This is a genomic window from Parapedobacter flavus, from assembly GCF_035818675.1.
Lineage (GTDB): Bacteria > Bacteroidota > Bacteroidia > Sphingobacteriales > Sphingobacteriaceae > Parapedobacter > Parapedobacter flavus.
On sequence record NZ_JAYKZZ010000001.1, the window covers coordinates 530,695 to 555,774 of the forward strand.

Sequence of the window (25,080 nt, forward strand, 5' to 3'; positions counted from 1 at the left end):
CCGTTTTATCAATGATGAAGAAATATGCAATATACAGCTCCTTAGTGTGCTTATTGGCGGCAAGTGTCATTTCATGCAACAACGGTACAACCATGCAGAAACAGGAAGAAGAGATACATAATGCGGCCACGCAGGTCATTCCCGAAGAAGCTGAAGGACTGATTGGGCGTTGGGACCTTACGGTAGACAAAGAGGGCAAAGAAGTGCCCTCGTGGCTGGAAGTCAAGTTATCAGGCTTTGATGTGTTGGTGGGTCATTTTGTAGCCGATGCGGGGAGTAGCCGCCCGGTGTCGCACATCACGCTCCAAGACGGGGTGTTTTCTTTTCAAATTCCACCGCAGTGGGAAGGCGGCGGCGGATTGTTCACGGTTGAGGGACACCTGGTCGGCGATGGCATTGAAGGTACGATAACGACCAACAAAGGGAATGTATTCAACTTTACCGGGGTTAAAGCGCCGTATTTGGTTCGCACCGGTGAGGTGGAATGGGGAAACCCCATCGACCTCTTCAACGGCGAAGATTTGACGGGATGGAAAACTTCGGGTGAGAACAGCCAATGGGTGGTAGAAGACGGGATATTGATCAATAAAGGCACCGGCGCCAACCTGATCAGCGAACAGGAATTTGAAGATTTTAAACTGGTAGCCGAGTTCCGTTATAAGGAAGGAGCTAACTCGGGCATTTATCTGCGGGGGCGGTACGAAGTGCAAATTGAAGACTCCCCGAAAGACCGCCATCCGGGTTCATTGTATTTCGGTGGTGTGTATGGCTTCTTGTCGCCCAGTGAAATGGCAACACTGGGGCCTAATGAGTGGAATAGGTATGAGATTACCCTCCGCGGACGTATGGTCACGATTGTAGCCAACGGTAAAACCATTATCAATAACCAAGAGATTCCCGGCATTACGGGTGGCGCACTCGATAGCCATGAAGGTGAGCCTGGTCCGATTTATATACAGGGCGACCACACCGGGGTAGCGTTCCGAAAAATCACATTGACACCCGTGAAATAGCCAACCGAGCGGTTACTTTTTTTCAAACATTTTCCGATTGGCTTTGTTGGATGATTAAATATAAATCGTATGGCAAAGACAATCGGAATCATTTTGGTCATCGTAGGGATTGTGATGCTGGTATGGACCGGCTTTTCATTTACGAAAAAGGAAAAAGTAGTAGACATTGGCTCGCTGGAAATCACGGCCGATAAAAAAGAGCATGTCAATTGGCCACCGTATGTTGGCGGTGTCATTTTGGTAGCAGGGGTGGTGTTGTTAATAATCCCGCGGCGGCGGTAGTCTTGTTGGCATTACCGGTCCCAGCTGATGACGGTTTTGATATCATCAGCCGACCTCAGATCGATGGCATCAGCGAAGTCCATATAGTTGATTCGTTTGGTAATGATTCCGTCAATCAAGTCACCCCATTTGTTTTTCGCTTTTTCCAAGTCCTTTATACCCGTTTCGAAATTTGCCGTGCTGGCATTGACGCTTCCGAGGATCACTTGGTTTTTGAGCACGATTTGTGACATTGCCTCACCACCGGGTATACATACGGGCTTACCTTCACCAGGAATTCCCGTCATCACGTAAATTCCATTAATGCCCAATACATCAATCAATTCGAAACCCAGTTGCGCCACACCCGCAGCTTCAAGAATCATATCGATTTGCCCCAATTTTTCGTCGAGGTCTTCAATTTTAATTTGATGGGCGTTAATATAGGTCCCGCCAAGTTGTTTGAGCAGTTGTGGCCGCTTGGTATGCTCCTCAACGATATCCACTCCGATTACCTCGGCACCCCGGAGGCGTAGGGCGACGACGCCGAGTAAGCCAATGGCTCCTATACCTGCTACCAGCACCTTTTTACCATTCACCCACGAGGAGCCTGTAAGCGAAGGTAAGGGGAGGCGTGCCGATTGGATATTATTTGCCTCGTCGATAGCTTTCTGTACCACAGACATGGGTTCGGCAAGGACGCCAACAGATTTTGTGCTTTCTGGTACCTTAATCAAATATTGCTCATCATCTATTACAAACTCCGTTTCGAAGCCATGGAGTGCCTTAATCCCCCGCTCGGCATAGTTGCCGGTATAGCACATGTCGCTCCGGTGGTGTTTACACGCTTCACATTCCCCGCAGCCCCTTCTTACGGTCAGCACCGCATAATCTCCCACCGAAACGGTGGATACATCTGCGCCCGTTTCGATGGCCTGGCCGAGCATCTCGTGGCCAATAACGAGGTGCTGTGCATGTTCCGGAGCGTCGGCCCGTCCACCCAACACCTCTTCCCTGTCTGTGCCGCAGATGCCGACTTCCAATACCTTCAGTTTGACCTGTGTTTTCCTCGTCAGCTGGGGTTCATCAATTTCTATAATAGCCGAGTCGGGTACGCCCGGCTTAATCGCTATGGCTTTCATATGCATTCGCTTAAATGTACTCGTTTACTTGCTTATTCCGTTGATCATCCAGCTGCTTGTTTAAGTTTATCGCCGCGCTGATCAAACCGAGATGCGTAAATGCCTGTGGGAAATTACCGAGATGATCGCCCTGTATACCCAACATCTCGGCATACAGGCCTACATGGTTGGCATAACCCAGCATCTTTTCAAAATAATGCCTCGCTTTCTGCAGGTTGCCCGCGCGCGAAAGGCATTCCACATACCAAAATGTACACATGGAGAACGTACCTTCCGCACCCGAAAGCCCATCAAAATCTTCATTCGGCCGGTAGCGGTATACCAGAAAATCAGATACCAGCTGTTGTTCGATACGGGTAAGTGTCGCGAGCCACTGCGGATCTTTCGCGCCGATAAAGTGTACTTTGGGCATCAGTAGCGTGGCCGCGTCGACGGTTGAAGCTCCTTTGAACTGGACAAACGTTTTAAGTTCCTTGTTCCAAAATTGCTGGTGGATGTCGTTGAAAATACGGTCGCGTTCGGTGATCCAAGCTTCCGGCAGTGGATAGGAGTGCTTCAGTCCGATTTTTATAGCTCGGTCAAACGCCACCCAACACATCATCCGAGAATATAGGAATTGTTTTTTGCCCCCGCGTACTTCCCATATCCCTTCGTCGCTGATCTGCCAATTTTTGCTGAGCCAGTCTACATGGCGGCTCAGGTCTTTCCAAAACTGGTAGGAAATCGATTCTACGTTTTTATCATACAGATACACCGAGTCCATCAGCTCACCGTAAATATCCAGCTGGATCTGCTCGTGGGCCCCGTTTCCGATTCGGACGGGTTTCGACTTCCGATAGCCTTCGAGATGTCGAAGTTCGATTTCATTTAGGTCTTTTTTCCCGTCAAGCGTATACATCAAGGTTAGGTATTCATTGGTTTTGGATATATCGATGCATTGCTTTTCCACCCACGCGATGAAGTCCCGCGCCTCCTTTTTATAACCCAGGTTGATAAAGGCATAAACCGTAAAAGACGCGTCCCTGATCCAGGTATACCGATAGTCCCAGTTGCGGACGCCACCGATTTCTTCGGGCAGGCCAAAAGTGGGCGCGGCGACAATGGAACCATAGCGGTAGGATGTCATTAGTTTAAGACAAAGGGCAGATCGGTTGACGATTTCCATCCACCGGCCGCGGTACATACACCGTGCTATCCAGTCTTTCCAGTAATTGATGGTATCAAATAAGCTTTTGGTTATGAAATCCTCCAAGTTGTCGCCAGATGCTGCTGACCGGTTTACCTGCTCTAATATGAAATCGGCTTTTTGTCCCTTTTTGAGCTGGAACGCTGCCACGGCGTCTTGCCCTGCTAACCGAAGCTTCACATTACTTTTCAGACTTAATATGGTTTGGTCGGGCCCTTCGCTGACAAAACGTATTTCATGCGCGTTGATTTGTTCAACGCGATGGCTGGCGCGGGCGTAATCGAACCGCGGCGCGCATCGCATGGCCATTTCAAATTCGCCCTGGATACAGGTTACCCGCCGTACCAGCTCCTTGCCTCCATAAAGCTCTTCGACAGGCATGAAGTCGGTCAGTTCCGCAACCCCGTTCCGGGCCAGAAAGCGTGTCAGCAGCACATTCGTATCAGGTAGGTAAAGTTGTTTGTTCTTGATGTCGCCCGTCGCCGGAGTGATAGCAAAATGTCCGCCTTTACCTTTATCAAGCAACGCCGCGAAAATGCTCGGCGAGTCAAAGTCGGGGAAACACATGAAATCAATGGAGCCGTCGAGGCCAACAAGGGCCACGGTGTTCAAGTCTCCAATGAGTGCATAATTCTCAATGGGCTGATAGTCGAATGGCATTTAAATCATTTCGTTTGCCTTTTCAACAACCCTACATCGAAATGGTTTGGATTTATCGCAGGTTGATCCTTATGCTTTCACCACCTCTTTAAACAAGTTCTGGAGTTCTTTGGCATCTTTCGGTTTGAGCTTGCCACCCAGTACGAGACGGAGCTCTCTTCGCTGAAGGGCTTCATTATAAAGCTTTTGTTCTTCGTCGGTTTCTGGAATCAATTTAGGTGCCGCCACTTTTTCGTTGTGCTGATCGATGGCGACAAACGTGTAGAACGCTTCGTTCGACTTGACCCGCGTGCCCGACGGAATGTTCTGGGCCCATACCACCAAGCGTACCTCTACGGACGTGGTAAACGCGCGGGTCACCTGGGCTTCGATACTGATCACGTCGCCCAATTTGACGGGATGCCTGAACGATACATTATCTACCGAAGCGGTAACAACGATGCGGTTGCAATGTTTTTGGGCGGATATTGCCGCGGCAATATCCATCCAGTGGAGCAGGCGGCCGCCCATGAGGTTATTGAGCGTGTTGGTGTCGTTCGGAAGCACCAGCTCGTTCATGATGGTGTGCGACTCGCGGGCAAATTTTTCATTCATATTGCAAAGATGAGATTGTTTTTTTCTGTGTTTAGTCGCGTGCTTTTATGCCCAGCTGTCGGTCCACGATAGCCAACCCTTCGGTAAAACTGTGGGGTTTATACCCCAATACCTGATATGCCTTTTCCAGGGTAAATCCCGTGCGTGCGGGGCGAGGTGCTGCTTGACTTAGTGTGGCGGAGCTCACCTCCCGGATAAGGGATTTGTCGAGCTCCCAGAAATCAGCCACCGCGGCGACCAGCTCATGGATGGCGAATAGATCTTTCCCCGAAATGTGAAAAATTCCTTCAGCTCCTGTGGTGGCTGCAAGGATACACGCCCTGGCCAAGTCTTCCGCAAGGGTGGGCATACGCCATTGGTCGTTGACCACGTTGAGTGGTTGTCCTTTTTCCAACGCGCCTTTTGCCCACAATACGATGTTGCTACGGCTCATATCGGCTACTACACCGTATACCAATATCGTACGCAAGATGGTCCATTGACAGGTAGATTGTTGGATCAATTGTTCGGCGTCCAGCTTGCTTTGGCCATACAGGCTCAACGGGTTGGGCTGGGCGTGTTCGGCATAGGGCCCTTCCTTTCCATCAAAAATGAAATCGGTGGACAGGTGGATGAGGTGGGTGCCAAACTCCTCGCACAAGGCAACCAACGTTGCCACGGCCTCGATATTCAGTTTCCTGCACCCTTCGGGGTCATGCTCGCAGGCATCGACATTGGTCATCGCCGCGGTATTGATGATGACCTCCGGCCGGTGCTCGGCCACCATTGTCCGCAGCTGATCTCCGTTGAGGATATCGAGGTCGACATAGGTGTACCCTTCTTTTGCGGGATGGCGGTTCTCGCCCCGGGAGGTAGCAATCAGTGTTATCCGGTCGTCTGCAAGGGCTAAGTCTGTCAGTTTCTGGCCAAGCAGGCCATTGCTGCCTGTTACTATTATTTTTTTTGCTATTGGGTTGGTGGTCATCGAATGACGTGTTTTAATGAAATACGGGTTGCTATCCGTGGTACTAACCGGGGCAAAGATAAGGATACTTTTGGTTTGTCGCGCATCTGCGCGGCTGTCCGGGACTGCATGAATTGGATATGAAAGCAACTTTATCTAAGTTTGCAACAATTTAAGAAATGCGGGTATGGGTATCATTACCTTAACAACAGATTTAGGACATAAGGATTTTTACCAAGCTGCACTTAAGGGGAGCATCATCAGCCAATATCCGGCAGTACGGCTCGTCGATATATCACACGACATTCCGCCTTTCGACATCCAATACGCTGCCTTCGTGCTGAAAAATGCATATCCGTATTTTCCCAAGAAGGCGGTTCACCTGATCGGAATCGATTCGGTATTCAACCAGGATACCCGCTACGTCGCCCTATTACATAAAGGGCATTATTTCGTCGGTGCCGATAACGGTGTTTTTTCACTGATATTGGACGGTCCACCCGAAGAGGCCGTGGAGCTGAATATCATCCAAGACTTGAAATACCTGCATTTTCCGCTGACCGATATTTTTGCCAAGGCTGCTTGCATCCTCGCAAAAGGGGGGAAGTTGGCCGACGTTGGGGATCCGGTAGTTGATGTAGTAGACCGAACGCTGGTACAGCCCGTTGTGGAGCAAAATAGCCTGCGGGGCAGTGTGGTATTTATCGATTCTTTCGGTAATGTGATCAGTAACATCAGTAAAGAGTTGTTCAATAAAGTGCAACGTAGTCGCAACTTTACCCTCTATTTCAGGCGAAATGAAACCATCGATCATATGAGCTGGCATTACAACGACGTGCCTGAGGGGGAGAAGCTCTGTTTGTTTGGTATCAGTGACCACTTGGAAATCGCCATCAATAAGGGAAATGCGAGCGGCCTATTGGGCCTCAACAAGGGCGACATCATCCGCTTGGAGTTTGGGAAATAGGCGTCTGTTATAATCTTGGTCCGTTTTTTGACCGCTCATTCCCATGCGATTTTTCCACCTTTTCACCGTGGCGTGGCTACTCGGTACCACGTTATGCAGCCGGGCCGCAGTTGCTCTCGAACCTGCCGCCGCAGATACTGCAGGTTACGAAGCACAACGCCAAAAAGTGAATGAGCTGCTGCAACAACGCAGCGCACGCTTCGGTCAGTTCGACGAAAGCCTCAAGAAGCGCACCGGTATTTTCGGGCTGAAAACCAAAAAAGACATGCAGGCATCTATTGATATCCTTAAGCGGATTGTATTGACGGATAACGATATTTTCCGCGAAACCAAGATGCTGCTGGATTATAAAGACTTTGAAAAGTCGCAAATCGCCGAGCAAGCCAACGAATTTGATGGACGCATCAATGGATACATCAAAACCATCAGTAAACTACAGCGCGAGCAGGAGCGCCTTTCGGCCGAGGTTGATAGACTTGAAAAATCCAATTTGCGCAACCAGGGATTACTGGTCCTTTTTGCATTGGTTGCTGTAGGTCTCGGTGTATTTCTATTCATCCGCCGCCAAAAATTGACGAAAGCATGATGCCCGACAACATTATTGTCTATACTTTTGCCCCTATAATCATTAATTATAATACATGGCAAGACAACGGCTCAATAGTGGGAATGCGCCATCAGAGGACCTGCCCAAACCGAAGCTGACAAAAACAACACTTAAGAAAGCAGGTAAGCTGCTGGCTTACCTGAGGCCCTACCGTGGCAAGTTCATTATCGGCATGGTTTTCTTGTTCTTATCAAGCCTTACCGCGCTTACTTTTCCTGCCCTCTTGGGTGCTATGATCGATGCCGCGCAGGATAAGCAAAGTTACGATTGGTTACCGGCCAGTATCGGTACCATCGGGGCAATTTCATTCGCCATCTTGTTTATTCAGTCAGTGGTATCTTTTTTTCGTATCCGTCTTTTCGTGGAGGTGGCCGAAAAGTCAGTGGCAGATATGCGACGGGATTCATACCTCAACTTGATTACCCTGCCGCTCGACTTTTTCTCCAACCGCAGGGTGGGCGAACTCAACAGCCGCCTGTCGGCCGATTTGTCGCAGATACAGGATACAATGACCACGACGTTTGCCGAATTCATTCGGCAGATCATTACGCTCGTGGGTGGTGTGTGTTGGCTGCTCATCGTATCGGGAAAGTTAACGCTGCTCAACTTAAGTATTCTGCCTATATTAGTGGTTGTGGCCGTCGTATTTGGCCGGTTCATCCGTAAATTATCGCGCCAGGCGCAAGATAAGCTGGCCGAATCAAATACGGTGGTACAGGAAACGCTACAAGGCATCAGCAATGTCAAAGCGTTTGTCAATGAGGCTTACGAAGCGTCGCGCTATTCGAAAACGCTCGATGCGGTTGTCAAAATCGCGGTAAAAGGCGCCACCTACCGCGGCATATTTGCATCATTTATTATTTTCTGCATTTTCGGTGCTGTCGTGGCGGTGATTTGGTATGGATCTGTATTGGTATCGGCAGGCGATATCTCCGTGGGCGATCTTACCACGTATATCCTTTATTCCTTATTTGTAGCCGGTTCCATGGGCAGTTTCCCCGAATTGTATGCCAACATCCAAAAGGCCATCGGTGCTAGCGAGCGCGTCATTGAAATCCTCGATGAGCAACAGGAAGATGCTGGGTTACTGCAAACCGAAAAGACCATCAGAAATCCAATCGATGGGAACCTCACCTTCGAGAATGTCTCTTTCGCGTATCCGTCGCGCCGCGAAATTACCGTACTGAAAGCGGTTTCATTCGATGTACAAGCCGGGGAAAAACTCGCCATCGTTGGCCCCAGTGGAACGGGGAAATCCACGATAGCTGCACTGGTGCTGCAATTTTACAAACCCGACAGCGGGCGCATCCTGTTCGATGGCCGTGCGGCGGACGACTATCCGCTCACTGATATCCGCGGCCAGGTGGCCATCGTGCCACAGGACGTACTCCTCTTTGGCGGTACCATCCGGGAGAATATTGCGTACGGAAGGCTGAATGCCGATGCAGAGGAAATCATTATGGCTGCCCGGCGTGCCAATGCCCACGATTTCATTATGGACTTCCCTATGGGATATGATACCCTAGTAGGTGAACGCGGCGTGAAATTGTCGGGTGGCCAACGCCAGCGTATTGCGATCGCCCGCGCGCTGCTCAAAGACCCGGCTATCCTCATCCTCGACGAGGCTACCTCGTCGCTCGACTCCGAGTCGGAGCGCCAAGTGCAACAGGCCCTTGAAGAGTTGATGAAAGGCCGAACCTCCATCATCATTGCCCATCGGTTATCCACCATCCGCAAGGCGGACCAAATTGTCGTTGTCGAAGCGGGTAAAGTGGTCGCATCGGGCACCCACGACTCGCTAATGGGAAAAGGGGAGGGGCTGTATCACCACTTATATCAGCTACAACTCGCCGCGCGATAACATATTGCATATAAAAAGGAATTTATCTATGTTTGGATGCTGTATTGACGTACGAAGTCGGCAGCAAGGGATAGGAGCAGGGTATAGTGAAAAACAGATAGCTGATAAACGAATTTGGACGAGCTAAATATCACGTTGGAATATGTAAACCCTGCCATGTTGTGGGGTGCACAGAACGAACACTTCGAGGTGTTCAAAAAACAATTCCCAAAACTGAAAATTGTAGCAAGAGGCAACGAGGTGAAGGTGCTGGGCGACGAACGGGAAATTACATTATTTAAAGCCCGGTTCGATAAGGTAGTTTCTCATATTGAACGATACAACAACCTGACCTCAAATGATGTAGAAACAATTTTAGGTGCTCCGATTACGGGCAAGGCACAGGCCGCGAAGAACGGTGAAAAGGCAGCTTCGGGCAGTGGTGGCGACCCTATTGTCTTCGGTCCGAATGGCATCGTTGTGAAGGCGCGAACGGCAAACCAACGGCGGATGGTGGAAAGTATTGTGCAGAACGATATCCTGTTCGCCATCGGACCGGCGGGTACCGGAAAAACATATACAGCGGTGGCACTTGCTGTGCGGGCTTTGCGTAATAAGGAGGTACGGCGTATCATACTAACGAGGCCGGCGGTGGAAGCCGGCGAAAATCTCGGATTCCTGCCCGGCGATCTGAAAGAAAAAGTGGACCCGTACCTTCGGCCGCTTTACGATGCACTGGATGATATGATTCCAGCCGAAAAACTGAAGGTTTTCCTCGAAAACCGAACCATCGAAGTGGCGCCGCTGGCCTTTATGCGTGGTCGCACGTTAGACAACTGTTTTGTCATTCTGGACGAAGCCCAGAACGCAACCGACATGCAGGTGAAAATGTTCCTCACACGGATGGGGCCCACAGCGAAGTTTATTGTTACCGGCGACGTCACGCAGATCGATTTACCCAAAAAACAACAATCGGGCTTGCCTACGGCACTCCGACTATTGGAAGATATTGAAGGAATAGACATTATTCACCTTAGTGGTGGCGACGTGGTACGGCATAAACTCGTGAGGCGGATATTAGCCGCGTATGGAGATATTTGAAAAATCATGATAAATACGATAAAAGAAACGAATTTTCATTTTGAAGGACAGCAGGCCTTTTATCGGGGCAAAGTGCGGGACGTATACACCATTGGAGAAACGTACTTAGTTATGGTGGCTACCGATCGGATATCGGCTTTTGACGTGGTGTTGCCCCGAGCCATTCCCTACAAAGGACAGGTTCTCAACCAGATTGCAGCCAAGTTCTTGAAAGCAACCGAGGATATTGTGCCCAACTGGGTAGTTAACGTGCCCGACCCTTGTGTAACCATCGGCTACCAATGCCAGCCATTCAAAGTGGAGATGGTCATCCGCGGTTATCTGGTAGGCCACGCCTGGCGCGAATATCAAGCCGGCAAACGTGAAATTTGCGGAGAGCCGTTGCCCGACGGACTCCGCGAGAACGATCGCTTGCCCGAGCCGATCATCACCCCAACGACCAAAGCGGACCAGGGGCACGATGAAGATATTTCGCGAGCTGATATCCTTGCACAGGGTATAGTGTCTGCAGCCGACTACCAGCAGTTGGAAGCCTATACCAAAGCGCTGTATGCCCGTGGTACCGAGTTGGCCGCTGCACGAGGGCTGATTCTGGCAGACACGAAATACGAGTTTGGCAAACGGAACGGGGAGATCTATTTGATAGACGAAATCCATACCCCCGATTCATCGCGCTACTTTTACGCCGACGGCTTTGAAAAGCTTCAACAAGAAGGCAAGCCACAACGGCAGCTTTCGAAAGAATTTGTGCGGAAATGGCTGATCGAAAATGGTTTTCAAGGAAAAGAAGATCAGCAGGTGCCGGAAATGACGGATGAAATCGTATCTTCGATTGCTGAAAGGTATATCGAGCTCTTTGAGCATATCACAGGCGAGCGGTTTATCTATCCTGAGCGCGGGGAGCCGTCGAATCGAATAGCGGAGCATATAAAAACTGCACTTCAGCAACTATCATCAAAGGCTCCATCCCGCTAAGGCGGGACAAGTGCTGACAACTGAAAAAGAGAAAATAGACAGATGAAATTTACTATTGACAAACACGAAAAATATGTCGTCGTCCAGCCCCATGTGGAAGTACTGGACGGTGAATCGGCGCCCAAGATAAAGGCCGAGTTTGTATTGCGAAATTCGGGTGGACAAAGTAATATCGTACTTGATTTATCGCATGTGAAAGACGCGGATTCATCAGGACTACGCACCGGCTTATTGGCCCATCGCATGTGTAAGACCGCTGGCGGCGTATTTATTTTGGCATGCGCAAACCAACGGATCAAGAACCTGATTTCCGTATGTAATCTGGACGGTGTGTTTACCATCTCACACAATACGGCCGAAGCCGAGGATTTGATATTTTCGAAGGAGCTTGAACGGGACCTGCGGGGTGCCGCCGAAGAGGGATGAGATTTGATGTATTGATATTAGGAAGTAGTTCCGCAACGCCAATTTATGGTCGTCACCCTACCGCACAGCTCATTAACGTCAATGAGCAGCTGTATTTGGTAGACTGTGGCGAGGGTACGCAAGTGCAACTGATTAAGTTCGGTGTAAAGAGTAACCGTATTAAACATATCTTCATTAGCCATTTGCACGGCGATCACTACCTGGGCTTAATCGGACTGATTTCGTCCATGCATTTGGTAGGGCGCAAAGATGAATTGCACATCTACGGGCCACCCGGTTTGAAGGAAATCATCGACCTGCATTTTCTGCATTCGCAGACCGAGTTGCGGTATCCGTTGCATATACACACCACACAGGATGAGACAAAGGGAATGGTATTCGAAAACGAGAACCTACGGGTGAGTACGTTTCCATTGAACCACCGGATTGCCTGCACGGGCTTCCGTTTCGATGAAAAAAAGCACCTGCCCACAATAGATAGGGAAAAAGTTGCCGCGCTGGGTGTGCCCGCGGACTACCTGCCGTTGATTAAAAGAGGACAGGATTATACCGCAACCGATGGAACGGTACACCGATGGCAAGACTTGACCATTGCTCCCGCTCCACCACGGAGTTACGCGTATTGCTCCGATACGGTAAGGACCTCCGGTTACCTGCCCTACATCCAGCAGGTCGATTTGCTGTACCACGAAGCGACGTTCCTACACGAAATGCTCGACCGAGCCGCAACCACCTACCACACCACGGCATTGCAGGCTGCGGAGATTGCTGTTGAAGTTGGCGCGAAGAAGTTACTCATTGGGCATTATTCAGCCCGATATAAAGATTTGAAGCCGCTGCTGCATGAAAGCAGATCGGTATTCCAGGACACCCAGCTGGCATTGGAAGGAAATTGGTATCCTATTTAATTTAATGATGACAACAACATTTGATCTGACCAAAATATTGCGCGAAAATATACGGCAACTTACACCCTATTCATCCGCGCGTGATGAATTTAAAGGCGAAGCCTCCGTATTGCTGGATGCGAACGAAAATGCATTTGGATCACCGCTCGATCGCCGCTTCAACCGCTATCCCGACCCCTTACAGCACCAATTGAAGCTGAAGTTGAGTGCCATCAAGGGCGTGCCTGCCCGCAACATGTTTCTGGGCAATGGCAGTGACGAAGCGATCGATATTTTGTTTCGTGCATTCTGCCGCCCGGGTGTAGACAACGTGATCCTGGTGCCGCCTACCTACGGCATGTACGAGGTGTCGGCAAACATCAACGATGTGGCTACCAAACGGGTAAACCTGACCGCAGATTTCCAGCTCAACCTCGACGGTATCGCTGAAGCAATCGATGCGAACACACGGATCATTTTCCTTTGCTCACCCAATAACCCTACGGGCAATTCGCTGCAGCGGGAGGATGTGGAAACGGTGTTGGCCAACTTCGATGGATTGGTGGTCATTGATGAAGCATACATCAATTATGCACGGCAGAAAACATTTATCCAGGAATTGACAGAATACAGTAACCTGGTCGTGTTACAGACCCTGTCGAAAGCGTGGGGATTGGCTGCGCTGCGACTGGGCATGGCCTTCGCCAGCGAAGAAATCATTGAGGTATTCAACAAGATAAAACCACCTTATAACATCAATCAGGCTACGCAAGAGCTGGCGTTGGCGGCACTGGACCGCGTTGACCAAGTGAATGAATGGATAAAAACTACCGTTGCCGAGCGCGAAAAGCTTTCGGATGCACTACGTTCGTTCGATTTTGTAACGCATGTGTATCCTTCGGATGCCAATTTTATATTGGTAAAGACCAGCGATCCACGGGCACTGTATGAATACTTGGTGGGCGAAAGCATCATTGTACGCGATCGATCCAAAGTGGAGCTATGTGCAGGTTGTTTGCGCTTAACGGTGGGTACGCCGGAGGAAAACACCACGCTGGTCGCAGCATTGGGACGGTTCGTGCCATCGGCGACCGTCTAGTGAATTTTTGGCGATAACGAATAGAAATGTCCAATACGATTAAAAGATTATTAATTATAGACCGGGACGGTACGCTGATTACCGAGCCGGAAGACGAGCAAATAGACTCTTTTGCGAAACTGAAATTCTACCCCGGGGCGTTGCAGTATTTGCCGCGTATTGCCCGCGAACTCGATTTTGAGTTGATTCTCGTGTCAAATCAAGACGGCTTAGGTACCGCTTCGCACCCCGAAGAGAACTTCTGGCCAGTGCACCGCTTTATCGTCGATACATTTGCCGGTGAGGGGGTAACGTTTGGGGCGGAACACATTGATCGTACATTTCCCCATGAAAACGCACCGACGCGCAAGCCGGGGACGGCATTGTTGACCACCTATTTTGATGCATCTGTATATGACCTTGCCCAATCGTTTGTGATTGGTGACCGTATCAACGACGTCAAATTGGCGCAGAACCTGGGGGCCAAAGCCATCTGGCTCCGCAACAATGATACCTTAGGCGCCGCCGAGGCCCATCAAATCGATGAGTCTGTCGTCGCGTTGGAGACGTCCGACTGGAAGGCGATCTATGAGTTTTTGAAGTTGGGCGAGCGCCTAGGTGAGCACCACCGGAAAACCAACGAGACCGATATTTATATCAAGATGAATCTTGATGGCAAGGGCAAGTCGGACATCGATACGGGGCTGCCGTTTTTCGACCACATGCTCGATCAGCTGGCCCGACACGGTAATATCGACCTGACCATACGGGCAAAAGGTGATCTGCATATCGATGAGCACCACACCATCGAAGATACAGGCATTGCATTGGGCGAGCTTGTAGCGAAGACCCTGGGCGATAAACGTGGTATCGAGCGGTACGCCTTTACATTACCGATGGACGACTGCCTGGCGCAGGTAGCTATCGATTTCGGTGGCCGCGCGTGGACCGTTTGGGATGCCGAATTCAAACGCGAGAAAATAGGGGGTATGCCTACGGAAATGTTTTTCCATTTCTTCAAGTCCTTTTCGGATGCCGCAAAATGTAATTTGAATATCAAGGCGGAGGGCGAAAATGAGCACCATAAAATAGAGGCGATTTTCAAAGCATTTGCCAAATCGATAAAAAAGGCGGTGCGGCGCGATACGGAGCACATGGAGCTACCCAGTACAAAGGGGGTGTTATGATTGGAATCATCAATTACGGTGCAGGTAATATCTTTTCGCTGACGGCCGCTTTGGATCGGCTGGATATCCCTTACGGGATGGTCAATCAAGCGAACGAGCTTGCGGATTATGACCGGATCATTATCCCTGGGGTGGGACACGCGGGCGCCGCCATGCGTAAACTGCAAACTTCGGGGCTGGCGGCCAGTGTCAGTCAGCTCACCAAGCCTGTGTTGGGAATATGTGTGGGGATGCAACTGCTCACCGCTTACTCCGAAGAGGGCGATAGTGCCCTATTGGATGTGGTGCCGCTGAAGACGTTACATTTCGAAAATCGCATCACGGGGAAAGTGCCCCACATGGGCTGGAATCGGGTATTTACAGAAAACGATTGTCCTTTATTCGACAATGTGGAAAAAGATGCCTATTTTTATTTTGTACACGCATATTTTATTGAATATAATGCTACTTTTACCGCCGCTTATACCCAATATGGGCTAAAGTTTTCCGCCGCACTTCAAGACAGAAACTTCTTTGGCGTGCAATTCCATCCGGAGAAGTCCGGCGAAGCAGGCGAACGGTTATTGTTGAATTTTTCAAGATTATAGTAGATCAACCCTCAAAGAGAATTATGTATATCATTCCGGCAATAGATGTTTTAGACAAGAAAGTGGTCCGCTTGCGTGAAGGCAATTACGACGATGCGACGATCTATGAGGTGAGCCTCGAAGAAATGATTGAACGGTACCAATCCAATGGCACCGAGTTCGTGCATATTATTGACCTCAACGGCGCCAAAGGTGATTTTTCCAACCAAGGGTATCTGTTCGATATCGTGCGTAAGACGGATATGAAGGTGCAGTACGGCGGTGGGGTTCGAAGTATCGAAAAAGTACAGGAACTCGTGGATGCCGGTATCCACCGGGTAGTGGTAGGCACACAAGCCATTACCAATCCGGCGTTTCTGGATGAGCTAAGCGATCTCAATCGCGGCAAATATAAGTATGCCGACCATGTGGTCATCGCCATAGACGTGCTGGATGAAGTCATCAAGTATTCCGGGTGGATGGAAAGTTCACCGGTGAAGCTTTTGGATTATATCGATCGGTGCCTGTCGCTGGGGTTCTTCCGTTTTTTATGCACCGACATTAATAAAGATGGCAAGTTGGGTGGGGCCGGAGTAGAACTTTACAAAAAGTTAATGGAACATTCGCCCATCATCAGGCTCATCGCCTCTGGGGGCATCAGTTCGATGGACGACGTGAAGGACCTTAATGCTATCCACGTTGAAGCCTGCGTAATCGGTAAGGCCATCTATGAGAACCACATCACCATCGAAGAAATAAAAGCATGGAACCTGAAATCGTTGATCCGCTTTTAGGTAGCATGTTGGCGAAACGCATCATACCGTGTTTAGACGTCAAAGACGGCCGTACCGTGAAAGGCGTCAACTTCGTCGATTTGCGCGATGCCGGCGATCCGGTTGAACTGGCGTGGCAATATTCGCAGCAGGGTGCCGATGAACTGGTGTTCCTCGATATTACTGCTACCCATGAGCGGCGTAAAACGATGGTCGAGCTGGTAAAAGCCGTAGCACGGCAAGTCAATATCCCCTTTACCATCGGGGGCGGGATCAACGAACTTGCCGATGCCGATGTGCTGCTGCACGCCGGGGCCGACAAGATATCGATTAACTCCGCAGCGGTACGAAACCCGGCATTGATCGACCAACTTGCAGCGGCCTTCGGAAAGCAGTTCGTTGTGATCGCGGTAGATACCCGAAAGGTAGATGGAAAGAACTATGTATACCTCAATGGTGGCAGGCTCAAAACAGATATCGAAACAGAAGCGTGGATCAAGGAAGCCGAGCACCGGGGGGCAGGGGAAATTTTGCTGACGTCGATGGACCACGACGGTACGAAGAATGGGTTTGACTGTGGTTTTTTAACGGCAATCAACGATAGGATATCCATTCCGCTCATTGCCTCTGGTGGGGCCGGCAACGAACAACATTTTGTTGATGTGTTTCAGCAAGCCCATGTCGATGCGGCGCTAGCAGCTTCGGTATTCCATTACGGAGAGATATTAATCCCCGCGCTGAAAGATGAATTGCGACAGCATGGTATCGCCATACGGTAGTAAATAAGCAAATGAACGAACAAATAGATTTCGAAAAAGGAAATGGTCTGATTCCAGCCATTATACAGGATGCGCGAACACTGGAGGTATTGATGTTGGGCTACATGAATGAAGAGGCGTGGCAAAAGACACAAGCAGAGGGGCGTGTTACTTTCTTTTCCAGAAGTAAAAACAGATTGTGGACCAAGGGTGAGGAGAGCGGTAATTTCTTGGAGGTGGTGAGCGCCCATATCGATTGCGATAACGATACCATTTTAATCAAAACGGAGCCCCAAGGACCGACTTGCCATACCGGGAGCCGGAGTTGCTTCGATACCCCGTACAACCATAATTTCATCTTTGAGCTCTTGCGGATCATCGATAACCGTTACGAATTTCCAACGGCCGATTCGTATGTGAATAAATTGCGCGAGCGTGGCGTCAATAAAATAGCCCAAAAAGTAGGGGAAGAAGCGGTTGAAACCGTTATCGCGGCCCTTGCCGAAGAGGAAAGTGATTTCGTTAACGAGGCTTCGGATCTGGTGTTCCATCTGCTCGTGTTATTGCGGGAGAAAAATGTGCCACTCGAGGTGATTGCCAAAAACCTGGAGAGCCGGCATCAGTAGGAGTGATGAAAACATGTATAGTCTTCAAATCGATAAAGCAGGCACCCTGTCGGGGCATCAGAACCCGATATTCGCCATTGAGAATGGTCCCGACCCGGTAACGGTATTCACCGGTGGGAACGACAAGGGCGTGGTGCAGTGGAACCTGGAAGCGATGGCCTTCGAAAGGATTTTGTACCCTGTGCAGTTTTCTGTTTATGCGCTGCACCTCATTGCGAACTCGACATGGCTGGCTATTGGCACCCGGGATGGGAAAGTACACGTGGTAGACACCCAAACCCAACAGTTGGTTGCCCGGCTAGAACACCATACACGACCCGTCTTTGCCATCAAATCGTTCAGCAATAAGCCCGAATTGGTGGTTTCTTCCGAAGACGGCACGGTTTCGATTTGGAATACCGATACCTTTAACCTGCTATACCATTTTAAGGTGTCCGCGCAAACCGTCCGTACCATCGCCATCAGCAACGATGAGCGGTGGGTGGTCTTCGGTACGAAAGAGGGCGAGGTCATGTTATACAATGCGGTGGATTACACATTCGTGGAAGAGCTATCGGCACATGAACGGCCTGTCACCGCCCTCTGTTTTTCACCCGATGGACGATACCTGCTCACTGGGGGGCGCGACGCGCAGCTGCATGTGCTCGGCGTGGGCGGTTTTGAGCCGGTAAAGGATTTTACGCCGCACCTGTTTACGGTATATGCCATCACCTACCACCCCAGGCTGCCTATTTTTGCCACGGCCAGTCGCGACAAGAGCGTCAAAATCTGGGCGGCGGACGACTTCAGGCTGCTGCGTACCATCAGTTTCGAAAAAGGCCTCGATAGCCATCTTCTGTCCGTCAACGATGTCATTTGGAATCCCTTTAAAAACCAGTTGGTTTCGGTAAGCGATGATAAACGGGCAATGGTGTGGGATGTGGCCTGGCATTCCGGAGCCTAATGGCCCGATTATTCTGGCCGCCCGGTGTGGCTTGCCTGTTAAGAAGGGATGATTAGCGGCTATTGGCCTCGCACCATTTGCGCGCGTTGACGAATGCTTCCAACCAAGGGGATACCTCGTCGCGCCGTCCGGCCGGATAATGTGCCCAATTCCATTGGAAGATGGAGCGTTCGATGTGTGGCATCGTGACCAGGTGGCGGCCACTGGCATCGCAAAGCATTGCCGTGGCAAATGCGGATCCATTGGGGTGGTGGGGGTATGCATCATGCGCATACTTGGCCACGATGTGGTAACGGTCTTCACCGTACGGCAAATCAAATTTTCCTTCACCATGCGATATCCAAACGCCCAGCGTGCTGCCGGCCAGTGAAGACAGCATCACGGAGTTGTTTTCTTGCAGCCTAACCGACACAAAGTTACACTCGTGCTTATGCGAATCGTTGTGAAGCATTTTGCCGTGCACGGCATGGTCGGGGTTGATGAGTTCCAGCTCCATGAACAACTGGCATCCGTTGCAAATACCGACGGATAAGGTGTCTTCCCGTTCAAAGAATCGCTCCAACGTTGCTTTCGCTTTTTCGTTGTACAGGAATGCCCCGGCCCACCCTTTGGCCGATCCCAGCACATCCGAGTTGGAGAAGCCGCCTACGGTACCGATAAATTGGATGTCGTCGAGCGTTTCCCGGCCGGAGATGAGGTCGGTCATGTGAACGTCCTTCACGTCGAATCCGGCGAGGTACATGGCGTTGGCCATTTCACGCTCCGAGTTGGAGCCCTTTTCGCGGATGATGGCCGCTTTCGGGCGAGGTTTGCCGGTATCGATAGCCGGCTTCCCGCCGTTGAAATGTGCCGGAAATTGATAGGAAAGGGGTTGTTTACTGTAGTTCGTATAACGCTCTTGAGCCAGTCCATTTTTGGTCTGTTTCTGGTCGAGCAAAAAGGAAGTCCTGTACCACGTGTCTCGGAGCTCGCTGATGCGGAATACAAATCGGTCCGCGCCGTTTGTGAAAACGGCTTCATCACCTTGGTGCGCTGAGCCGATTTTGGAAGCAGTTACACCGATGTTTGCGAGATGCTTTTCAAAGGCTTCGTCATCGGTTGCCTGCAACACTACCGCAATGTTTTCGTTGAAAAAGGCCTTTACGGTGTCGGCTTCGTTCAGTGCGGTTAAATCATATTGGGCTGCGAGGCCCGAATCGGCGAAGCAGAGTTCCAGCAGGGTGGTTATCAAACCGCCGGATCCCACATCGTGGCCCGCCGCGACCAGTCCGTTTTCGATCAGTTCCTGGATAGCGTTGAAAGCCGTTTTGAAATAATCTGCGTCCTGTATGGTGGGCGCCTCGTTCCCGATTTTATTGCGTATCTGGGCAAATGAGGATCCGCCGAGCTTAAAGGAGTCTTTTGACAGGTTCACGTAGTATACGGAGCCTGCTTGCTTGCTCAATACGGGTTCCACCACATTTGTGATATCCGTACAATTGCCACCCGCCGAGATGATGACCGTGCCGGGCGCGATGACGTCCCCGTCGGGGTATTTCTGTTTCATGGAAAGGGAATCCTTGCCCGTTGGGATGTTGATGCCCAAGGCAATGGCGAAGTCCGAGCAGCCTTTTACCGCATCATACAGACGAGCATCTTCACCTTCGTTGTTGCACGCCCACATCCAATTGGCCGAAAGGGACACCCCAGCCAACCCGTTTTTGATAGGTGCAAAGACCAGGTTTGACAAGGCTTCGCCGATCGCATTGCGCGATCCCGCTACCGGGTCAATAAGTGCCGCGAGCGGCGCATGGCCCACGGTGGTGGCCACCCCTTCGGTAGAACGGTAATCGAGCGCCATTACGCCCACGTTGTTTAGCGGCAGTTGTAAGGGGCCCACGCATTGTTGCTTGGCTACGCGGCCGCCTACGCACCGGTCCACCTTGTTGGTAAGCCAGTCTTTACAGGCTACGGCTTCCAGTTGCAATAATTGATTGAGGTATGTTGGGATATCTTCGACACGGTAGTCTACTGCTTTATAATCTCGGGATACCCGTTGATCGGTCATCACGGTTTTTGGCGAGGAGCCGAAAAAGTCGGAGAGTGCATAATCGAGTGGTTTTTCGCCGGTGGTGCCCGATTGGAATACGAAACGGTGGTCGCCCGTCACTTTCCCAACGGTATACATGGGGGCACGCTCGCGGTCGGCAACGGTTTGGAGTTGCCGGAGGTCGTCCTCGCCGATGATGAGGCCCATGCGTTCCTGCGATTCGTTGCCGATGATTTCCTTGGCCGAAAGGGTGGGGTCGCCCACCGGGAGTTTATCCAAGTCGATGTGTCCGCCCGTGTCTTCTACCAGCTCGGAGAGGCAATTGAGGTGGCCACCGGCCCCGTGATCGTGGATGGAAACGATCGGGTTATCGTCTGCCTCCACGAAGGCGCGGATAGCGTTGGCAGCACGCTTCTGCATTTCCGGGTTCGCGCGTTGGATGGCGTTCAGCTCGATGCCCGAACCATAGGCACCTGTGTCGGCCGATGATACCGCTGCGCCACCCATGCCGATGCGGTAATTTTCGCCGCCCAGTACTACGATTTGGTCGCCATTTTCCGGCATATGTTTTTTGGCCTGTTCCGCTTTGCCGTAACCTACGCCGCCGGCCATCATGATTACCTTATCGTAACCCAGCTTGCGGCTGGCCTCTTCATGTTCGAAGGTCAGTACCGATCCGGCGATAAGCGGTTGGCCGAATTTGTTGCCGAAGTCGGACGCCCCGTTCGACGCCTTGATGAGGATATCCATGGGTGTTTGGTACAGCCAGTTGCGTTCATCCATTGCCTGTTCCCATGGACGTTCTGCCAATAGCCTCGAATAGGCCGTCATATAGACCGCGGTGCCGGCTAGCGGCAAGGCGCCTTGTCCCCCTGCCAGACGATCGCGGATTTCACCACCCGACCCCGTAGCTGCACCCGAGAAGGGCTCCACGGTAGTGGGGAAATTATGGGTCTCGGCTTTGAGGGAAAGCACGGAATCAAACGCTTTTTCCGTATAGAAGTCGGGCTTGTCGGCCGACTTGGGCGCGAACTGCGTAACGCGGGGCCCTTTTATGAAAGCGACATTATCTTTATATGCCGAAACGATGTCATTGGGATGGGTTTCGGAGGTTTTTCTGATTAACTTGAACAGCGATGAAGGTTGTTCCTCGCCGTCGATGACGAAAGTGCCATTGAAAATCTTGTGCCGGCAATGTTCGGAATTGGCTTGCGAGAATGCAAACACTTCAGCGTCCGTCAGCTTTCGGCCGATTTTATCGGATAGCTGGTGGAGGTACTCCACTTCTTCGGGACTGAGGGCCAGTCCTTCCTGTTTATTATACGCATCTATATCGTCAATTTCCGTGATGGGCTCCGGTGCGATGTGGATGGTGTAGAGGTCTTGCGTAAGCCCGTCGAACTTCTGCGAAACCATCGGGTCGAAATCGGTGAAATCACGGGTCACGGGCGTATATTCCTCTATACGGACGATGCCACGAACCCCCATATTTTGGGTGATTTCGACGGCATTGGTGCTCCAGGGTGAAACCATGGCCGCACGCGGCCCCACGAAGTGGCCGGCAACGGTGTTCCCGTCGATTTGAGTGGCGTGTCCAAAAAGCCAGTTGAGTTTTACAATGTCTTCAGCTGTCAGTGCTGATTCGGTTTGAACACCGTAAACGGTGTTTTTAGGGTTCACAAAGAAATGGATCATTAGCGTTATCCTCGAAGCATAGAATTCCTTGCGCAAAGATACGACTAATAATATAATTATAGCTTATTTTTGCTGGCGATGGTCCCAATAGCGCGCCCCATACCGATTCTACCGACCCAGTCGTTCGCAGTGAGGCATCTGCGGGGGGAGGATTGCGATATTCCCTATCATGTGCACGATGCACATGAGCTCATCCTCATCCGGTCGGGTTCGGGTAGCTTTTATGTGGGTAATGCCATCCGACGGTTCCAGGCGGGTGATGTGTTTCTGCTGGCGCCGGGCGTGCCGCATTGGTTCAGATGCGAGCGGCTGCCGGCCGGTTCGCCGAATACGTACGAGTTCATTGTGCTTCAGTTCTATAAATCGTTCCTTGGTGAACGATATTTCGACCTGCCTGAACATGGGCAGCTTAAACGGTTGTTCAGCACGACGGGATTAGCACTTTCTTTCAACGGGTCGACAAGGGATATGCTAGCCGAATGGTTGCTTTCCATGCTGCAGGTCATCGGGCATCGCCGGTTGATGTTGGTGCTCCGGGTACTGGCTACGTTGGGCAACAATCCCGACACTACATCGCTCCAGCAAGCCATAACGACAGACATCGGGCTGGGGGGTATGGAGGGGCTGGAGCATGTACGTCGTTTTATCAACGAACACCTACGCGAGCGTATCTATCTTGAAGATGCAGCGTCGCTGCTCCACATGAGCGTAGCCACCTTTTGTCGCTATTTCAAACAGTGCACCGGGCGCACGTTTGTCGATTTTGTGCAGGAGGTGCGGATAGCACACGCATGCGACTTGCTTAAGGTTACGGACCTGCCCATCCCGTGCGTGTGTCGGGATAGTGGGTTCCATTCCATGGCACATTTTATCCGCGTATTTAAACGGTTGAAACGGCTGACACCACATCAGTTCAGGGCAGCGTTTTCTTAGCTTAAGATTCGGGTATTTTCCTTGTTCAGGTTACGTAACATTTCATGGGAACAGTATACTTCTACGCCGACCGGGTTTACTGGCTACTCAGATGGGTTCGTGGATGGACCGTAACGATACCCAAGTACGCAGGAAGCCTTTATTTATACCTGACACCCCCATAGGGTGCCGTGGGTAAGGAGTCTCTGCACCCAACAGGCACCCTATTTTCGGTGGTGTGTATTTGCATTTGCGGTGCATGCAGACGGTCGGACGCGGGCTGTATTTTACGGTAAGTAGAATTTATTTCCATATCCTTCGCATGTAAACAGGGAGACGTCGCCTTAAGATGCCGACGCGTGGTAACTGTATGCTCTGTCGCCCCAATTGGTTAATCTCGCGTAGCCGATACCCTGCTTTGCACCAGATCTGTATCGTTTAGCGGCGCGGTGGTTTCGTCTTACGGCGCGATGGTGTTGTTTTGCGGGGCAACCAGACACCTTTACGGTACCATCGAACGGTCTCGTGGCAGCATGGGTTGGTCATGCGGCGATGTGGGATCGTGGCGTACTGAAGTAAACCCATCGCTTGTCATAACCATTTATAGAGGGCCTGTAACCCTATCGTCATTCGCCGGAACGGTATCGTTCTATACCGGAACAATGCGATTTATGTTAGAACATTATTATCTTGTGTAGATATAATTTATCATTATAATTATGTTACGTAACATGTAGCCAGCATGGGCCGGGTCAAAGCGACCTGTATCTCGTTTTAAGCCACGCCTGAGCGGTGGTATGGTGAAATGAGCGACAACCCGTTCGCAATAACCAACATGCCTGGCACTGCTTTAGATTGCCTTTCATCTATATGTTAAAAAAGTTTAAGTCATGGATAAAATTTGTGTTGTGTGCGTCTGGAAAAATGATTTAATTTACCCATATTTAACGAATTGCCTATAAGTGGTGTTAATGGTTAAAACTTTTCTAACCCAAAATTATGATTGAGATGGAAACGACCCGGCCTTTTTTGTCTGACATCAAGTCGCTGTTGAAGAACTCGATTCATGTTAAGGAAATTAAAGCGAAAAACCTCAGTGATCAGTTTCATTTTCACAACGGCTTTGAAATCGCTACGATTTTCAAGGGCAATGGTAGGCGGATTGTCGGTGACAACATGGAGTATTTCACCGATGGGGATTTGACCATATTGGGGCCGAACCTACCCCATGCCACGTATAGCGAAAAAAAATATCACGTCAAGGAATCGGAGAGCGATGTACATGCGGTGGTGGTTTATTTCCAGCCCGACTGGATCGTGGAGAGCCACATGAACAGTGCGGATTTTGCTCCCCTTAAGGCTCTTCTCAAGGGGATGAACAGAGGCGTGGCCATCAAGGGGGATCTTCATCGCAAGCTGATGCCTTTGCTCTACCAGCTCAAAGATACCCAAGGAATGGAATCATTTCTCCTATTGTTGAAGATTCTTTGTCAGGTTAGCCAATCCCAGGAATACGACTATTTGGCCAGTCCCGGTTACTCCAATACGTATGATGAAAATAGCATCAAAAAGATCCATCAGGTATACCAGTATGTGATGGAAAACTTTACCGGCCGTATATCGCTCGATGAGGTAGCTTCGTTAGCCCATATGACGCCACCTGCGTTTTGTCGCTTTTTTAAGAACAAAACGAATAAGACATTCACCAGTTTCGTCAATGAGATCCGAATCGGGCACGCCTGCGAGTTGTTGATTAACGAAAATCTGGATATCTCACAGATATGCTTTGCATGCGGATTTAATAACTTTACAAGTTTCAATAAAAGTTTCAAGCAGTTTACCAAAAGAACCCCATCGGAATACCGTATGGAAATTCCGAAACTGCTTTATAGTAAAAAAAGGTGAAGTGCC

The 25,080-nt window shown here is 50.4% G+C and carries 23 protein-coding genes; 18 read left to right on the forward strand and 5 right to left on the reverse strand.

What is annotated here, in order from left to right:
• The first annotated feature begins 11 nt into the window (after positions 1–11).
• Together U9S71_RS02200 and U9S71_RS02205 are read left to right on the forward strand one after the other, a co-directional pair.
• Complete coding sequence (locus U9S71_RS02200; protein ID WP_326324901.1) at positions 12–1,013, forward strand: 3-keto-disaccharide hydrolase; 1,002 nt, start codon at positions 12–14, stop codon at positions 1,011–1,013.
• 69 nt (positions 1,014–1,082) lie between these two features.
• Positions 1,083–1,295, forward strand: a complete 213-nt coding sequence (locus U9S71_RS02205) for a hypothetical protein (protein ID WP_326324903.1) — start codon at positions 1,083–1,085, stop codon at positions 1,293–1,295.
• Between the two features lie 11 nt (positions 1,296–1,306).
• On the opposite strand, the gene U9S71_RS02210 is transcribed toward U9S71_RS02205, so the two are convergent.
• The 4 genes from U9S71_RS02210 to U9S71_RS02225 form a co-directional block, all read right to left on the reverse strand.
• The gene (locus tag U9S71_RS02210; RefSeq protein ID WP_326324904.1) at positions 1,307–2,416 is read right to left on the reverse strand and encodes a glucose 1-dehydrogenase; all 1,110 of its coding nucleotides are present in this window, start codon (positions 2,414–2,416) and stop codon (positions 1,307–1,309) included.
• Positions 2,417–2,426: 10 nt separating this feature from the next.
• Positions 2,427–4,262 (reverse strand): glycoside hydrolase family 15 protein, encoded by a 1,836-nt coding sequence (locus U9S71_RS02215; protein ID WP_326324905.1) that lies wholly within the window; start codon positions 4,260–4,262, stop codon positions 2,427–2,429.
• Positions 4,263–4,331: 69 nt separating this feature from the next.
• Complete coding sequence (locus U9S71_RS02220) at positions 4,332–4,856, reverse strand: acyl-CoA thioesterase (protein ID WP_326324907.1); 525 nt, start codon at positions 4,854–4,856, stop codon at positions 4,332–4,334.
• Positions 4,857–4,887: 31 nt separating this feature from the next.
• A complete protein-coding gene (locus tag U9S71_RS02225; RefSeq protein WP_326324908.1) occupies positions 4,888–5,820 on the reverse strand; it encodes an SDR family oxidoreductase in 933 nt (310 codons plus the stop codon).
• Positions 5,821–5,986: 166 nt separating this feature from the next.
• Between U9S71_RS02225 and U9S71_RS02230 the strand changes: the two genes are divergently transcribed.
• From U9S71_RS02230 to U9S71_RS02295, 14 genes are all read left to right on the forward strand, one after another.
• On the forward strand, positions 5,987–6,766 hold the full coding sequence (locus U9S71_RS02230) for an SAM hydrolase/SAM-dependent halogenase family protein (protein WP_326324910.1): 780 nt from the start codon (positions 5,987–5,989) through the stop codon (positions 6,764–6,766).
• Positions 6,767–6,809: 43 nt separating this feature from the next.
• Entirely contained in the window at positions 6,810–7,352 is a 543-nt protein-coding gene (locus U9S71_RS02235) for a hypothetical protein (protein WP_326324912.1), read from the forward strand.
• A 55-nt stretch (positions 7,353–7,407) separates the two neighbouring features.
• Positions 7,408–9,234: an ABC transporter ATP-binding protein gene (locus tag U9S71_RS02240; protein ID WP_326324913.1), complete on the forward strand. Its 1,827-nt coding sequence runs from the start codon at positions 7,408–7,410 to the stop codon at positions 9,232–9,234.
• Between the two features lie 114 nt (positions 9,235–9,348).
• The gene (locus U9S71_RS02245) at positions 9,349–10,314 is read left to right on the forward strand and encodes a PhoH family protein (RefSeq protein ID WP_326324915.1); all 966 of its coding nucleotides are present in this window, start codon (positions 9,349–9,351) and stop codon (positions 10,312–10,314) included.
• Positions 10,315–10,323: 9 nt separating this feature from the next.
• The gene (locus U9S71_RS02250; protein ID WP_326325284.1) at positions 10,324–11,289 is read left to right on the forward strand and encodes a phosphoribosylaminoimidazolesuccinocarboxamide synthase; all 966 of its coding nucleotides are present in this window, start codon (positions 10,324–10,326) and stop codon (positions 11,287–11,289) included.
• A 42-nt stretch (positions 11,290–11,331) separates the two neighbouring features.
• Positions 11,332–11,715, forward strand: coding sequence for an STAS domain-containing protein (locus tag U9S71_RS02255; protein WP_326324916.1), 384 nt, complete (start codon positions 11,332–11,334; stop codon positions 11,713–11,715).
• Complete coding sequence (locus U9S71_RS02260) at positions 11,712–12,623, forward strand: ribonuclease Z (RefSeq protein WP_326324917.1); 912 nt, start codon at positions 11,712–11,714, stop codon at positions 12,621–12,623. Before U9S71_RS02255 ends, U9S71_RS02260 begins: the two co-directional genes overlap by 4 nt.
• A gap of 7 nt (positions 12,624–12,630) precedes the next feature.
• Positions 12,631–13,701: a histidinol-phosphate transaminase gene (gene hisC / locus U9S71_RS02265; protein WP_326325286.1), complete on the forward strand. Its 1,071-nt coding sequence runs from the start codon at positions 12,631–12,633 to the stop codon at positions 13,699–13,701.
• A gap of 26 nt (positions 13,702–13,727) precedes the next feature.
• The gene (gene hisB / locus U9S71_RS02270; protein ID WP_326324919.1) at positions 13,728–14,867 is read left to right on the forward strand and encodes a bifunctional histidinol-phosphatase/imidazoleglycerol-phosphate dehydratase HisB; all 1,140 of its coding nucleotides are present in this window, start codon (positions 13,728–13,730) and stop codon (positions 14,865–14,867) included.
• On the forward strand, positions 14,864–15,454 hold the full coding sequence (hisH, locus tag U9S71_RS02275) for an imidazole glycerol phosphate synthase subunit HisH (protein ID WP_326324920.1): 591 nt from the start codon (positions 14,864–14,866) through the stop codon (positions 15,452–15,454). The genes hisB and hisH overlap by 4 nt, the downstream gene beginning before the upstream one ends.
• 23 nt (positions 15,455–15,477) lie before the next feature.
• Positions 15,478–16,227 carry a 1-(5-phosphoribosyl)-5-[(5-phosphoribosylamino)methylideneamino]imidazole-4-carboxamide isomerase gene (locus U9S71_RS02280; protein WP_326324922.1) on the forward strand — a complete coding sequence of 250 codons (750 nt, stop codon included), beginning with the start codon at positions 15,478–15,480 and terminating at the stop codon, positions 16,225–16,227.
• Positions 16,228–16,232: 5 nt separating this feature from the next.
• On the forward strand, positions 16,233–16,985 hold the full coding sequence (gene hisF / locus U9S71_RS02285) for an imidazole glycerol phosphate synthase subunit HisF (protein ID WP_326325288.1): 753 nt from the start codon (positions 16,233–16,235) through the stop codon (positions 16,983–16,985).
• 11 nt (positions 16,986–16,996) lie between these two features.
• Positions 16,997–17,590: a bifunctional phosphoribosyl-AMP cyclohydrolase/phosphoribosyl-ATP diphosphatase HisIE gene (gene hisIE, locus U9S71_RS02290; protein WP_326324923.1), complete on the forward strand. Its 594-nt coding sequence runs from the start codon at positions 16,997–16,999 to the stop codon at positions 17,588–17,590.
• Between the two features lie 13 nt (positions 17,591–17,603).
• The gene (locus U9S71_RS02295) at positions 17,604–18,533 is read left to right on the forward strand and encodes a WD40 repeat domain-containing protein (protein WP_326324924.1); all 930 of its coding nucleotides are present in this window, start codon (positions 17,604–17,606) and stop codon (positions 18,531–18,533) included.
• A 52-nt stretch (positions 18,534–18,585) separates the two neighbouring features.
• Here U9S71_RS02295 and purL read toward each other — a convergent pair whose 3' ends face one another.
• Positions 18,586–22,257 carry a phosphoribosylformylglycinamidine synthase gene (purL, locus tag U9S71_RS02300; protein ID WP_326324925.1) on the reverse strand — a complete coding sequence of 1,224 codons (3,672 nt, stop codon included), beginning with the start codon at positions 22,255–22,257 and terminating at the stop codon, positions 18,586–18,588.
• A gap of 78 nt (positions 22,258–22,335) precedes the next feature.
• On the opposite strand from purL, the gene U9S71_RS02305 reads away from it, so the two are divergent.
• Both U9S71_RS02305 and U9S71_RS02310 read left to right on the forward strand, forming a co-directional pair.
• The gene (locus tag U9S71_RS02305) at positions 22,336–23,190 is read left to right on the forward strand and encodes an AraC family transcriptional regulator (RefSeq protein WP_326324927.1); all 855 of its coding nucleotides are present in this window, start codon (positions 22,336–22,338) and stop codon (positions 23,188–23,190) included.
• 987 nt (positions 23,191–24,177) lie between these two features.
• Positions 24,178–25,074: an AraC family transcriptional regulator gene (locus tag U9S71_RS02310; protein ID WP_326324929.1), complete on the forward strand. Its 897-nt coding sequence runs from the start codon at positions 24,178–24,180 to the stop codon at positions 25,072–25,074.
• Positions 25,075–25,080 lie beyond the last annotated feature (6 nt).

Excerpts from the sequence above, each read along its gene's own strand:
- U9S71_RS02200 (WP_326324901.1), top strand. The coding sequence starts at position 12 with ATGATGAAGAAATATGCAATATACAGCTCCTTAGTGTGCTTATTGGCG.
- U9S71_RS02205 (WP_326324903.1), top strand. The coding sequence starts at position 1,083 with ATGGCAAAGACAATCGGAATCATTTTGGTCATCGTAGGGATTGTGATG.
- U9S71_RS02210 (WP_326324904.1), bottom strand. The coding sequence starts at position 2,416 with ATGAAAGCCATAGCGATTAAGCCGGGCGTACCCGACTCGGCTATTATA.
- U9S71_RS02215 (WP_326324905.1), bottom strand. The coding sequence starts at position 4,262 with ATGCCATTCGACTATCAGCCCATTGAGAATTATGCACTCATTGGAGAC.
- U9S71_RS02220 (WP_326324907.1), bottom strand. The coding sequence starts at position 4,856 with ATGAATGAAAAATTTGCCCGCGAGTCGCACACCATCATGAACGAGCTG.
- U9S71_RS02225 (WP_326324908.1), bottom strand. The coding sequence starts at position 5,820 with ATGACCACCAACCCAATAGCAAAAAAAATAATAGTAACAGGCAGCAAT.
- U9S71_RS02230 (WP_326324910.1), top strand. The coding sequence starts at position 5,987 with ATGGGTATCATTACCTTAACAACAGATTTAGGACATAAGGATTTTTAC.
- U9S71_RS02235 (WP_326324912.1), top strand. The coding sequence starts at position 6,810 with ATGCGATTTTTCCACCTTTTCACCGTGGCGTGGCTACTCGGTACCACG.
- U9S71_RS02240 (WP_326324913.1), top strand. The coding sequence starts at position 7,408 with ATGGCAAGACAACGGCTCAATAGTGGGAATGCGCCATCAGAGGACCTG.
- U9S71_RS02255 (WP_326324916.1), top strand. The coding sequence starts at position 11,332 with ATGAAATTTACTATTGACAAACACGAAAAATATGTCGTCGTCCAGCCC.
- U9S71_RS02260 (WP_326324917.1), top strand. The coding sequence starts at position 11,712 with ATGAGATTTGATGTATTGATATTAGGAAGTAGTTCCGCAACGCCAATT.
- hisC (WP_326325286.1), top strand. The coding sequence starts at position 12,631 with ATGACAACAACATTTGATCTGACCAAAATATTGCGCGAAAATATACGG.
- hisB (WP_326324919.1), top strand. The coding sequence starts at position 13,728 with ATGTCCAATACGATTAAAAGATTATTAATTATAGACCGGGACGGTACG.
- hisH (WP_326324920.1), top strand. The coding sequence starts at position 14,864 with ATGATTGGAATCATCAATTACGGTGCAGGTAATATCTTTTCGCTGACG.
- U9S71_RS02280 (WP_326324922.1), top strand. The coding sequence starts at position 15,478 with ATGTATATCATTCCGGCAATAGATGTTTTAGACAAGAAAGTGGTCCGC.
- hisF (WP_326325288.1), top strand. The coding sequence starts at position 16,233 with ATGTTGGCGAAACGCATCATACCGTGTTTAGACGTCAAAGACGGCCGT.
- hisIE (WP_326324923.1), top strand. The coding sequence starts at position 16,997 with ATGAACGAACAAATAGATTTCGAAAAAGGAAATGGTCTGATTCCAGCC.
- U9S71_RS02295 (WP_326324924.1), top strand. The coding sequence starts at position 17,604 with ATGTATAGTCTTCAAATCGATAAAGCAGGCACCCTGTCGGGGCATCAG.
- purL (WP_326324925.1), bottom strand. The coding sequence starts at position 22,257 with ATGATCCATTTCTTTGTGAACCCTAAAAACACCGTTTACGGTGTTCAA.
- U9S71_RS02305 (WP_326324927.1), top strand. The coding sequence starts at position 22,336 with ATGGTCCCAATAGCGCGCCCCATACCGATTCTACCGACCCAGTCGTTC.
- U9S71_RS02310 (WP_326324929.1), top strand. The coding sequence starts at position 24,178 with ATGGAAACGACCCGGCCTTTTTTGTCTGACATCAAGTCGCTGTTGAAG.